7 protein-coding genes and 3 pseudogenes are annotated in these 12,233 nt (G+C 73.0%); 5 read left to right on the top strand and 5 right to left on the bottom strand.

What is annotated here, in order from left to right; genetic code table 11:
* The first annotated feature begins 4 nt into the window (after positions 1 to 4).
* Positions 5 to 505 carry a GNAT family N-acetyltransferase gene (locus ACFYYF_RS29640; protein ID WP_388780598.1) on the top strand — a complete coding sequence of 167 codons (501 nt, stop codon included), beginning with the start codon at positions 5 to 7 and terminating at the stop codon, positions 503 to 505.
* A gap of 366 nt (positions 506 to 871) precedes the next feature.
* Here ACFYYF_RS29640 and ACFYYF_RS29635 read toward each other — a convergent pair whose 3' ends face one another.
* Positions 872 to 1,864, bottom strand: a complete 993-nt coding sequence (locus ACFYYF_RS29635) for a TIGR01777 family oxidoreductase (protein WP_388780597.1) — start codon at positions 1,862 to 1,864, stop codon at positions 872 to 874.
* Between ACFYYF_RS29635 and ACFYYF_RS29630 the strand changes: the two are divergent.
* Both ACFYYF_RS29630 and ACFYYF_RS29625 read left to right on the top strand, forming a co-directional pair.
* Positions 1,746 to 3,215 (top strand): annotated as a pseudogene (locus tag ACFYYF_RS29630) (hypothetical protein); the annotation flags it as partial. The gene ACFYYF_RS29635 and the pseudogene ACFYYF_RS29630 overlap by 119 nt on opposite strands.
* Before the next feature lie 31 nt (positions 3,216 to 3,246).
* Positions 3,247 to 3,375 (top strand): annotated as a pseudogene (locus ACFYYF_RS29625) (DUF2071 domain-containing protein); the annotation flags it as partial.
* A 160-nt stretch (positions 3,376 to 3,535) separates the two neighbouring features.
* Here ACFYYF_RS29625 and ACFYYF_RS29620 read toward each other — a convergent pair.
* Positions 3,536 to 3,670, bottom strand: a pseudogene (locus ACFYYF_RS29620) (transposase); the annotation flags it as partial.
* A 21-nt stretch (positions 3,671 to 3,691) separates the two neighbouring features.
* Between ACFYYF_RS29620 and ACFYYF_RS29615 the strand changes: the two are divergent.
* The gene (locus ACFYYF_RS29615; protein ID WP_388780596.1) at positions 3,692 to 4,963 is read left to right on the top strand and encodes an RNA-guided endonuclease InsQ/TnpB family protein; all 1,272 of its coding nucleotides are present in this window, start codon (positions 3,692 to 3,694) and stop codon (positions 4,961 to 4,963) included.
* Between the two features lie 340 nt (positions 4,964 to 5,303).
* Positions 5,304 to 7,046 (top strand): RecQ family ATP-dependent DNA helicase, encoded by a 1,743-nt coding sequence (locus ACFYYF_RS29610; protein ID WP_388780595.1) that lies wholly within the window; start codon positions 5,304 to 5,306, stop codon positions 7,044 to 7,046.
* 42 nt (positions 7,047 to 7,088) lie between these two features.
* Here the strand turns inward: ACFYYF_RS29610 and ACFYYF_RS29605 are convergent, their stop codons facing one another.
* The 3 genes from ACFYYF_RS29605 to ACFYYF_RS29595 all read right to left on the bottom strand — a co-directional run bounded on the left by ACFYYF_RS29605 (position 7,089) and on the right by ACFYYF_RS29595 (position 12,194).
* Positions 7,089 to 8,735: a hypothetical protein gene (locus ACFYYF_RS29605; RefSeq protein ID WP_388780594.1), complete on the bottom strand. Its 1,647-nt coding sequence runs from the start codon at positions 8,733 to 8,735 to the stop codon at positions 7,089 to 7,091.
* A gap of 91 nt (positions 8,736 to 8,826) precedes the next feature.
* Positions 8,827 to 10,425, bottom strand: coding sequence for a serine/threonine-protein kinase (locus ACFYYF_RS29600; RefSeq protein WP_388780593.1), 1,599 nt, complete (start codon positions 10,423 to 10,425; stop codon positions 8,827 to 8,829).
* On the bottom strand, positions 10,422 to 12,194 hold the full coding sequence (locus ACFYYF_RS29595) for an FHA domain-containing protein (protein WP_388780592.1): 1,773 nt from the start codon (positions 12,192 to 12,194) through the stop codon (positions 10,422 to 10,424). The genes ACFYYF_RS29600 and ACFYYF_RS29595 overlap by 4 nt, the downstream gene beginning before the upstream one ends.
* Positions 12,195 to 12,233 lie beyond the last annotated feature (39 nt).

Here is a 12,233-nt window from a genome sequence, read left to right as displayed (position 1 = left end):
CGGTATGACTGATCAGAGCGCGGTTTCCGTCCTCCGCCGACCGGGCCGGAGTCTTTCCGCCGAGGACGGACTGGCCGCGTTGCTGGCGGCCTACCACCTGCGGACGGAAGCCGAGAAGGGTGAGGCCGTCGCCGATGTGGACGCGCTGCCCGACCGCTACCGGGCGGAGATCGAGGATCCGCAAAACGCGTTCGCCGACGACGTGGTGCTGATCGCCCTGAGCGGGAGCGCCACGGCGGGCTGTCTGGTCGTGACCGCCCCCGCCGATGGACGGTCGGAGATCAAGAGGCTCTGGACGGACCCGGAGTTCCGCGGCCGGGGCATCGCCTCGGCCCTGCTCCACGCCGCACTCGCGCAGGCCGGCGAAAGCGGCGCGAGCACCGTGCGTCTGTCGGTGTGGAAATGGCGCACCGGGGCCATCACTCTGTACGAGCGCCTCGGCTTCACCGTCACCGAGTCATGGGACGACCGGGGTCAACTGGTGTGCATGCAGCGTGCTGTGTGAAGCCCAAGTGGGCCTACGAAGATGGCCGGTTGTGACGAGCATGCACCGGCCGGCGGAGAGGGCGAGGACCTCGGGCGAGTGCCCACCGGCCGGCCGAGAGCATCGGGCGAGCGCCCACCGGTCGGCGGAGAGGGTGAGGGCATCAGGGGGGTGCGCACCGGTCCGCGCCCGCAGGTGCAGCCGGCTGACCTGACGGCCCGCCAGGACGCTCCCGCATCCCGGGGTACCCGCCCCGCCCCACCCCACTGTCCGGCAGTGCCACGCCCACCACTCACGCGGCGCCGCCCGCACGCGAAGCAGCTCAATCGCTTGTGCGTCAGGGGAGTTGGAGGGGAGGAACCCCGGACCGTCGGACCCGGGAGGACATCAAACGGCGTGGCTCGACGCACGGCTCGCGCGGCCCCGCCTCGATGCCGCACGAGCCGGCCCGGCCCGTTCCACGAGCGAGGCGGCGGCCCCCTCCCACTCGGGGTGGGTGAAGGAGAAACCGGCTGCCCGCAGTCGGCCCGGCACCACCCGACGGCTCTTGAGCAGCAGCTCCGTGTCCGAGCGCAGCGCGAACGCTCCCAGCTCGGCCATCCAGCGCGTCGCCGGCAGCCCCACCGGCACGCCCCAGGCCCTGCGCAGCGCCCGCATGAAGTCGCGGTGCGGAAGGGGGCCGGGCGAGGCGAGGTTCACCGGTCCCTCGAGGTCGTCCCGGGCGATCAGGAACTCCACCGCCCGTACGAAGTCCTCGTCATGGATCCAGGAGACGTACTGCGCACCGCCGGCCACCGGCCCGCCGAGCCCCAGCCGCGCCAGCCGGGACAGGACGTCGAACACACCGCCCCGATCCGGGCTCATGACCATCGCCGAGCGCAGCGCCACCTTGCGGGTCGCGGGAGTCGCCGCCCCGGCCTGCGCGCGCTCCCAGTTCTTCGCGATCTCGACGCTGTACGCCCAGTAGTCCGGCACTCCGTCCTCGCGGCCGCCGATCACTCCCGTCGCCTCGTCGTGTGCCGACTCGAAGCGGTGGGAGTAGACCGTCGCCGTACTCATCTGCAGCCAGACGCGCGGTGGCCGCGCGGCGGCGGCGATCGCCTCGCCGACCACCCGCGCCGAATCCACGCGGGAATCCATCATGGCCCGCAGGTTCTCGGCCGTGTAGCGGCAGGAGACGCTGCGCCCGGCCAGGTTGATCACGACGTCGCAGCCGTCGATCGCCGAGGCCCAGCGGCCGAGCGTGGCCCCGTCCCATCCGATGTCGTGCGCCCGCAGAGGGCGCCGGGTCAGCACCGTGACCTCGTGGCCGGCCGCCGTCAGCGCACGGTCGAGAATCGTGCCCACCTGTCCGGTTCCCCCGGGCAGAACTACCTTCATCGAACCCCCTCGGCTGTCCGGCAACAGGGTAGCCATTCTTTTTGAACATGTTCAACTCGATCGGGTACGGGGCTGCCGCCCGGCTCCTCAAGAACCGGGCCCGCCCCGAAGGGCACCGGTTCCGCGATGGCTGGCAGAACACGCCGCCACCACGGATCCTGAGAGGAGGGGAGCGGCGCGCAAGACCCCGGGTTCCCCGGCTCCTCACGCGACAGCAGCCGATGGGATCCCCATGCCCGACGCAGACGCAGACGCAGACCCAGATGCAGGCGCAGACGCAGCCTCCCGAGCCGAGCGGCGGATCGAGCTGGTCCGGGACGACGTGGCCGCACGCCTCGCGCTGGCCCAGGAGTTCTACACGCACTCCTCCGACCCCCTGCGCCGGTACGGCCGCGCCGAGCTGAGCTTCCTGCGCTGGTCCGCCGCACGCGGCGTGCTCGCCACGGAGTCCGGCGCCCGCCCGGGCAGCGCATGGTGGCGTTCCGTGAACGAAGGGCTCCTCAGGGACAAGGTGGAGGCGGGCCTGCTGTGCGCCGGCGCCCCGGGGGAGGCGAGCGCCAGAAGCGTCGAGTACTGGATGGACTGCATCCGCAGGCCGTCACCCGCCGCCTGGTACCGCGCCCACAACGCCAGCATCGTCGCCGGCTACCTGCGCCACGAGGACCTGGCCGCGCCGGAGTCCCAGGTGGAGCGGTTCATGATGAACGTCGCCCTGCTCCGCGTCCTGTTCACCCACGCCATGCTCGTACGGCCGCGGCTCATGCTGGGACGCCTGGCCCCGCTCGGGCCCCGGCTCGTGGACCCCCGCCACGCGACCGTGAAGTGGTTCCTCGACCTCGGCCGGTCCTTCCCGTCGGTGTACCCCGTCACGCTGACCACCGCGGACACCATCCTCGACGAACACCCCCTGGCCCGGATGCTCGACTACGGCGTGATCGCCCCCCGGGCTGACACCGCTGTACGCGCTCGCGGCCGCGACACTCGAAGAACCCCGCCTGATGACCCTCCTGGACGCGGGCGTGCCGGCGTACGTCTGGACCAGGGCGGAACGCCCGCTCTGGTACGTCGGCAACACCGGCGCCCATCTGCGCCTCATCGCCCGCACGACCGGCGTGCACCTGCGATGGCCGCCCTCACCGGCCCGCCGCCGCAAGATCCCGCTGTACGGCTGAAGCCCTCCGCCCCCTACGCGATCCGGCACCCTTGTGGAGTGCACCCCACGCCCATCACGCCCGACGCGCCGGCCGCGGTGCGCAGTCCGCTCCTCACCCAGCGGTGGCTCGACCTCGCCTTCGTCCACTGGGCCCTCGATCCCGCGGCCGTCACCCCGCTGCTGCCGCACGGGCTCACCGCGGACACGGCCGCCGCGGGGTCGACGGCCCATGGACGCCCCGGGGCTCGTGCCAGCGCTCTTGGGCCGCCTCGGCTTCCGCCTCCCGTATCTGTGGTCCCGCATGGACGTACGAACGGACGGCGCCACTGTCACGTACAGGAGTTCCCGGCATCGGCCCGGAGCCTCCCGGGTGCGGAGCCGCATCGTCGTCAGGGTCGGCCGGCCTGTCGTCCCGGACCCCGACCAATCTGGAGCATTTCCTCACGGCCCGGTTGGGGCATGCACAACGCCTTCTCCGGCGGCACCGATTACCGGGATGAACCGCAGTGCCCCGGCCTTCAGGCCGGGGGGAAGCGATTCTGAGAAGTGCTCTGGCCTGCGGGCTGGAGTAGATGGTTTTGCTGCTCGATGTACTGGCGGACGATCGACAGCGGTGCTCCGCCCACGGAGCCGGCGAAGTAGGAGCCGGACCACGGCATAGTGTGGTCTCTGCTATGCAGCTTCGGTACACCTTCCGCATCGAGCCGGGACCCAGTCAGCGCATCGCGCTGGGCCGGGCGTTCGGCTGCGCGCGGGTGGTATACAACGATGCGTTGCGGGCCCGGGAGGACGCCCGTCGGGAGGGTCTGCCGTTCCCGAAGACCGGCGACTTGTCCAAACTGCTTATCACCGATGCGAAGCACAGATCCGATCGGGCGTGGCTGCGCGAGGTCTCCACCGTCGTGTTGCAGCAGTCCTTACGGGACCTGGACGCTGCGTACCGCAACTTCTTCGACGGATTGAATGGCAAGCGTCCACGCATGGGCGCACCCCGCTTCAAGTCGAAGCGGGACAACCGGCAGGCGATACGTTTCACCGCGAATGCCCGCTGGTCGATCACGCCGGGCGGGAAGTTGCGCCTGCCGAAGATCGGTGACATCAAAGTCCGCTGGTCCCGTTCGCTGCCCTCGACGCCGTCCTCGGCGACTGTGGTCAAGGACGCGTCTGGCCGGTACTTCGCGTCGTTCGTCGTTCAAACGGACGCCTTGGGGGTGCTGCCCGAGACGATGGGCGAGACCGGCATCGACCTGGGCCTGACGCACTTCGCCGTTCTCTCCGACGGCCGGAAGATCGCCTCACCGAAGTTCTTCCGCCGCGCCGAGCGCAAGCTCCGCAAAGCGCAGCAGAACCTCTCCCGCAAGGCGAAGGGGAGCAGCAACCGCAAGAAGGCTGTCGTGAAGGTCGCGCGGGCACACGCCCGCATCGCCGACGCGCGCAGGGACTTCCACCACAAGCTGTCTACGGCGATCATCCGCGAGAACCAAGCGGTGCACGTCGAGGACCTCCCGGTGAAAGGCCTTGCCCGCACGCGCCTCGCCAAGTCCGTCCACGACGCTGGATGGTCGGCGTTCGTGTCAATGCTGGAGTACAAGGCTTCCCTGTACGGACGCACCCTCACCCGAGTGGACCGCTTCTTCCCTTCCTCGCAACTGTGTTCGACCTGTGGCTTGAAGGACGGGCCGAAGCCCCTGGACCTCCGTGAGTGGACGTGCAGCGGTTGCGGGTCCGTCCACGACCGGGACGTCAACGCGGCCCGCAACATTCGCACCGAAGGATCCAAGGTCGCCGCCGGACAGGCGGAGACCCAAAACGCCCGTGGAGCGCAGGTAAGACCGGTACTCGTACCGGCACCGCGCGCAACCCGCACCTCGGTGCGGAAGAAGCAGGAACCCACCCGAAGCTGCCAGCCGACCGGCTGGGTGCAGGCGGGAATCCCCAGCCTTTAGGCCGGGGAGGATGTCAACTCGCCAACGACCATCCGCGCGGCGCGCTGGCCGCTCCATCACGCGGAGCTGATCACCTGCGAGGAAAACCTCCTCCCGGCTCCCGACCGTCCGCTTGTCAGCGTCCTGTACTCACCCGGAGTCCCGGTGTGCCTGGGCCGACCCACCAGCCTGACACCTCGCAGAACGTCCCGCCAAAGAAGCCCTGACCCCGACCCGCCGGCCGGGCCGGTCTCCCGCCGACAGGCCGGGGATCCGCAACTCCTCCCGAGCGGACCGTTTCCCGTCCCTTTCGGGGGTACACGAGCGCCGAACCCCACCGGAGAGCGGCGTCAGGAGTGCCATGCGTGTCAAGGTCGGATACTTCAGGACCAGGTCACTCAGGAGACGTCTGCGCCGCTGCGCCCGCGAGGTGTTCGGCTGGGAGCGACTGCGCCCCTCCCAACTCGATGCCATGACAGCCGTGATGCAGGGGCGCGACACCATCGTGGTGATGCCGACGGGCGCCGGGAAGTCCGCCGTGTACCAGGTGCCAGGTGTGCTGCTGAAAGGGCCGACCGTCGTGGTCTCGCCCCTGATCGCGCTCCAGCGGGACCAGGTCGCCCATCTCGCCCGCATCGAGGGATCCGATGCCTCGGCCGTCAACTCCGCGCAGCGCGCGCGGGACAACGAAGCGGTGTGGGAGCGCGTACGCGAAGGCCGCCTGGACTTCCTGTTCGTCTCGCCCGAGCAGCTCGCGAAGGACGAGGTGGTGGAGCAGATCGCCGCGGCCGCCCCCGCGTTGATGGTGGTCGACGAGGCACACTGCGTCTCCTCGTGGGGATACGACTTCCGGCCCGACTACCTGTCCCTGGGCCAGGTCCGCGAACGCATCGGCCGGCCTCCCCTCCTCGCCCTCACCGCCAGCGCGGCGGCCCCCGTGCGGGCAGACGTCGTGGAGCGCCTCGGCATGCACGAGGCGTACGAGGTGGTCGCGGGGTTCGACCGCCCCAACATCGCTCTGGAGGTCGTACGGCACCGGCAGAGCGCGGACAAGCGCCGGTGGGTGGTGGAGAGGGCCGCGGCCGAGGCCAAACCGGGCATCGTCTACGCGGGGACGCGGCGGGAGACGGAGGAGTACGCGCGGGAGTTGACGGCGCTCGGATTCGACAGCGCCGCCTATCACGCGGGGCTGGCGGCGGCCGAGCGCTCCCGCACCCACGACCGCTTCCGGGACGGCGAACTCGACGTGGTCGTCGCCACCTCCGCGTTCGGCATGGGCATCGACAAGCCCGACATCCGCTTCGTGCTGCACGCGTCGGTGCCGGGTTCCCTCGACACGTACTACCAGGAGATCGGCCGGGCGGGCCGCGACGGAGAACCGGCGACGGCGATCCTCGCCTACCGGCCCGAGGACCTCGGCGTGCAGCGGTTCCGGGCGGGCGCTTCCCCCGACCCGGAGGTGCTGGGCGGGCTGATCGACGCGGTGCGCGAGCACCGGGGGCCGGTCACGGCGACCGCTCTGCGCGAACGCACCGGGCTCTCTCCGACCCCGCTGACGTCGATGCTGCACCTGCTGGAGGAGGCCGGAGCCGTGACGACGCGAAAGCGCGGTGCCATCGGGGCCGTGCCCGGGGCGCGGCGGGACGCCTGCGTCCGTGAGGCGGTGCGGATCGCTTCCGCCCGGGTCGATCTGGAGCGTTCCCGGGTGGAGATGATGCGGGCGTACGCCGAGACGAACGGCTGTCGCCGCAGGCACATGCTCGGATACTTCGGGGAGAGTCTGGCGGAGGGCGACTGCGCGGGCTGCGACACCTGCGCCCGTACACGGGAGTTGAAGGACGCACCCCTCAGGACGGAAGACATCCTGTCTGGTACGGGTCCCGAGCCGCTCGGGCCCGTGGCGTCCGGCGGTGCCTTCCCGCCCGGGACGCGGGTGGGACACCGGACGTGGGGCGAGGGCGAGGTGATGAGCGAGGAGGGCAACAGGATCACCGTCCTGTTCGAGAGCGTCGGCTATCGCACCCTGTCCCTCCCCGCCGTCCAGGCGAGAGGCCTGCTGACGCCGGTGCCGACGCCGACGCCTTCGGCCGCGACGAGCGACTGACGCACCTCTGTGCCGCCGGCCGCCGCCTGGTGACCGGGGCCGTCAGGAACAGGTGTAGCTGAACGTCCCCTCCGCCTCGGACTGCTCGCCCTGGTGCACGATCCGCAGACGGGCCGTTCCGCGGAAACTACCGGGGCCGCGGACCGTCCAGCGCAGGTGCACGGTGACCCGGCGCTCGCCGCGGCGGGCCGTGCGGACCAGCTCGCCGGAGTCGTGGCCGTCGCTGCGCAGCCAGTGGTACGTCACCGGGCCCCCGCGTCCGTCGGTGGTCACGACGCCGACCAGATCGGCGGTCTGCCCGCAGTGCAACCGCCCGACGGGCGCCCGGACCTCGACGGCGGTGACCGTCGGGGCGGGGGAGGGGCGCAGCAGCAGCCACAGGAGGACGGCCGCGACGGTCAGGAAGACCGTCGTGGCGATCCAGGTCCACCGTCCGCGACGGCGGGGGCGACGGTCAGGCGGTACGGGCGCGGTGCGCCACTGGGCGCGCAGGGCGTCCTGGTCCTCCACGGGGACGCCGGGGCCGAACCGCAGGAGGATCTCGCCGCCGTCCCCGCCTTCGCCGGCCGGGGACGGCGTCGACGCCTCGGCGGGGGCCGCCGTCGGGGGTCCGCTGGGTGCCGCCGCCAGGATCCCGGAGGGGGCGGCTGCCAGGGGTTCGGCGGGGGCGCGATTGCGCTTGCCGAGGAGGGTGACCTGGTCGTCCGGGGCGGCGGAGCGGGGCCGGTGCGGGGCCGAGCGGGTGCGGCCGGGCAGGGTGAGCTGCTCGTCCGGCACGACGAGCCCGAGCCTGCTCCCTTCCGGGACCACGTCCCCGACCCCGGGGCCTGCGCCCTGGGACTCCGGGCTCTGGGATTCCGGGCTCTGGGATTCCGGGCTCTGGGATTCCGGGCTCTGGGCCTCCGCGCCCCCGGCCTCCGCGCCCCCGGGGTCGGGGACTCCGTCCACGGCGGTCGCCACCGTGGCCACCGCCGCACGCAGCTCCGTACGCCGCAGAAAGCCCTCCGGCAGCGCCGCGCGCCCGGCGACCAGTGCCGCCCGGCCCGCCGCAAGCCCCTTGGAACCGGCGGCGGCGCAACAACGCGCGAACACGGCGGCCGCGGGGGTGCCGGGGGCCACCCACGCCTCGCCGAGGGTGCGGGCCAGGCCCGCCCAGGCCGCGACGTCCGCCGCACGGCGCGCGGCATCCGTCTCCCCGCCCGATGTGTCGCCCAGTACGGTGCCCAGCGCGGCCTCGGCGAGCAGGGCGACCCCGTCCGGGGCGAGGACGACGGTGTCCGCGCCCAGCGCCCCGTGGGCGAGACCGGCCGCGTGCAGCGCGAGCAGGGTCTGCGCGGTCTCGTTCAGGACACTGGCCGCGCTGCCCGCGTCGGGCCCCGTACCCCCGCCGGCCAGCAGGTCCGCGAGGGTGGGAGCCGCCGGCCGGGCGGTGATCAGCCACACCTCCCCGGCCTCCGCGACCAGGTCGACCGTGCCGAGCACCCCGGGCAGCCGGAGTCTGCCCACGGCGAGCACGGCCGCCGCGAGCCGATCACGCGTGCCCTGCGGCGCGAGCAGGGCACGGTCGACGCGCAGCGCGCCGAGCACCGGCTGACCGGACTCGGCCGGGAGCAGCGCGTGCCAGGCGCCGTGGCGGGCGTCGCGCGACCGGCCCGACAGGGTGCGCCCGGCGACGGTGGTGGCCTTCATGAAGTCGATCCGTTCTCGTTCTCGCCAGGTACGGCATCCTCGCCCTGTACGGCGTCCTCGCTCTGCGCGGTGTCCTCGCCCTGTACGGCGCTCAGCACGGCGGCGCGTCCAGGGAAGCCGTCTGCGGTCCGTTCGCGGCGGCCGGAGTGCTGGTGAGCGTGACCTTCCAGGTGCCCCGGCACGGGTGGTTGGCGAAGTCGGCCACGAAGGTCACGGCGTAGTGCGTGCCGCCGGACAGCACCCGGGTCTGGTTGCCGTAGGGACTGGCGGGTGTGTCCACGTAGTAGTCGGCCGTGACGGTCACGGGCCCGGTGCCGGTCGTGTCGACGGTGACGGCGGCGACCAGCGTGCCGGGGGTCTGCCCCCGCTGCCAGGAGCCGACGCCGATCGTGACCGTGCCCGGTGCGGGCGCGGCCGGGCTCGCGGCCGTCGGCGTGGGGGACTCGGCCGGCGGGGCGGCACTCGCCGTGGGGGTGGGGGAGGCCGACGGGCTGTCCGAAGAGGATTCGGACGGGGTGGTGTCCGCCGTCGGTGAGGCACCGGACGCGGACACCGAGGCGGAGGGCGAAGAAGGCGACGGCGTAGGCGAGTCGAGGTCCGAGGGCACCGAACTGGCCACCGTCGTCGACGTGTCGTGCGGCCGGGCCGCCACGGACGTCACCCCGCCCGCCACGAACGCCAGCGCGGCCGCCCCGACGGCGGCCTTCCAGCCGCTCCGCTTCACCCGCCCCAGCAGCGTCAGCGCCTGTGCCGGCGCTTCGAGCGTCGCGGTCGCGGTGAACGGGAACAACAGGGCGAGCAGCGCGGTGAGTTCGGCGAGCCTGCGGCGTCCGCGCTCCTCCCAGCCGGCCCCGTACCCCTCGACGGCGGACCGTTCCAGATCGGCCAGGAAGGCCTCGATGCCCGGCCGTTGCGCCGGGTCCTTGGCCAGCCCCCGGCGCAGCAGACCCCGTACAGGAGCGGGTACGTCCTCCAGGGGGACGGGGGCCCGCAGGTGCTGCAGGCGCAGCGCGGCCACGTCGTCTCCGGCGAACGGGCGGCGTCCGGTCAGGCACTCGTGGAACACCGCCGCCGCCGCGTACACGTCGCCGGCCGGTCTCGCCGGTTCGCCCTGCCACTGCTCGGGCGCCATGTAGGCGGGCGTGCCGGCCGCCTCGGTCTCGCGTCCCTCGCGCACCGCGATCCCGAAGTCGGCGAGCGCGCTCGTACCGTCGGCGCGGACCAGCACGTTCTCCGGCTTGTAGTCGCGGTGGACCACCCCGGCCGCATGGGCCGCGCCCAGGCCCAGCAGCGAGCCCTTGAGCAGCACCAGAGCGGCCTCGGGACCGGTCGCCCCGTGCCGGCGCAGCAGTTGGCGCAGACTGACGCCGTCCACCACCTCCATCACGATCGCCGCACCGCCGCGCGCCTCGACGTACTCGTACAGCCGCACCACGCACGGGTGCCGCAACTCGCCGAGCAGCCTGGCCTCCGCGCGGAAGCGGGCAAGGAACTCCCGGTCGCCGCGCAGGCGTTCACCGAGGTACTTGACCGCCACCGGCACCCCGGTCACGGTGTGCCGGGCCAGGACGACCCGTCCGCCGCCGCCCTCGCCGAGCGTACGCACCTCCTCGTAGCCGGACACGGCCCACGGGCCGCGCCCGCCGGCGTCCTCGCTCATACCGTCCTCGCTCATGCCGTTCCCGGTCATGCGGTCCCCTCCACGGCCGCGGCCGCGGTCGCGCCCATCGCCGAAGCCGGCGCCGCGCCGCGCGCCTCACGCAGGCGCCGCACCCTGCGGACCAGCCACCGCACCGGAGCGGACCACACCGGGAAGGCCACCAGGGCCACCACGACGGCCTCGACGACCGTGGTCCACGCCGGGGACAGCCACCCCTCCAGCAGACCGCCGATCCGGGAGCGCCAGGCCAGCAGGGCCAGGACGAGGAAGCCGTACGTGCCGACGACGACCGCGAGGCCGTACGCGGCCATGCCCGCCTGCCGCGGGCCGGGCCGGCTGCCCGCGCGCAGGTCCTGCCACAGGCCCTTGCGGAAGTACGCGCTCGCCTCCTCCCGCAGCCGCGGCACGCGCAGCGCGTCGGTCAGGGCCTGGTAACCGTCCAGCGGCATCAGGGGGTTGAAGTTGTAGAGCGTGTTCAGATAGAGCCCGAAGGCCAGATGGAACAGGACGGCCGAGGCCGGTCCGGCGGGCAGGACGGCTGCGCCGGCCGCGCACCATCCGGCCAGCGCCGCCGTCGACAGCGGCCCGGACAGCGCGACGACCACGCGTGACCAGCGGGTGCCGAACCACATGTCGCTGGTGTCCACGAACGCGAACGGCATCCCCATCATGAGCAGGAACCCGCCGCGCCGGACCTTGCGGCCGTACGAGGCCACGGCCAGCGCGTGCGTCAGCTCGTGGACGACCAGCGCGGATATGTACCCGGCGGCCAGGAGCACCGGACCCCAGACGCCCGCCCCGCCGAAGTCCAGCAGATGCTGCCGCTTCTGCGCGGCGAAGAACGCGACCAGACCGCCGGCCACCGACAGCCAGACCAGCGTCACCCCGGTCCGGGTGAACAGCCGCCAGCCGAAGGCCTGGTAGAGGCGGGTGACGACCCGGTCGAGGCCGGGGACGGAGACCTCCAGCTTCAACAGCGCCCGGTACACGGCGTGTCCCGCGCGCCGCCAGCCCGTCCGCGCCGCCTCCTCGGGCCGGCCGGGCAGCCCGCGCAGCAGCCCCGCGTCCGCGAACGCGGCGAGCGCCGACTCGATACGCGGGAGGGCGAGTTCGCCGTAGCGGTCGGCGTAGACGAACAGCAGGTCCCGCACGGTGTTCTCGCCGTCGACCGCGTTCCAGAGGAAGACCTGACGCTCGTCCAGCTCCAAGTACCGGCCGGTGCGGGTGTTGTTCAGCACCCAGCGGGCCTCACCGCGGTCGGTGGGCAGCTGCTTGAGCGCCCAGCCGGAGCGGCGGCGCGGACGAGCGGTGAGCGGGCCGTTCGCCTCCGGCGCCGCCTCCTCCTGTGCGGCGGTGGGCAGTTGGGTGAACTGGGTGCCGACGACCTCGGTGCGCTGACCGATGTGGGCCTCGCGGGGCTGCTCGAACACCAGACGTACGTCACCGACGCACAGCTCGGTGCCGTCGGCGAGGTGGGCCGCGCCGCCGTGCAGGTCGACGCCCGCGACGGCCGTGCCGTTGAACGAGTCCAGGTCCTCGATCCGGAAACCCGACTCCGTACGGACGATCCGGGCGTGGCGGCGCGACACGCTGGCGTCTGCCAGGACGACGTCGCTGTCCGCGCCCCGGCCCAGCGTGGTGACCGGGCCGGTGAGCGGGACGAGCAGGGCGGGGTCGTCGAGGCCGCGCAGGTGCGGCGCGGCGTACGACGTCGGTGCCGCGCCGCGGCGCAGGGTGCCGCAGTGCAGGCAGTACGGGAAGTCGCGCCGCACGTGGACGCGACAGGCGTGGCAGAGCATGCGCCGGCTCAGCCCGCGGAGCCGCTGAGCGGGGCTCCG

The sequence above is a fragment of the Streptomyces sp. NPDC001914 genome (genome assembly GCF_042891215.1).
In the GTDB taxonomy this organism is placed as follows: Bacteria; Actinomycetota; Actinomycetes; order Streptomycetales; family Streptomycetaceae; genus Streptomyces.
Note: the sequence above shows the minus strand (reverse complement) of the source record. Positions and strands in the feature narration are given on the sequence as shown.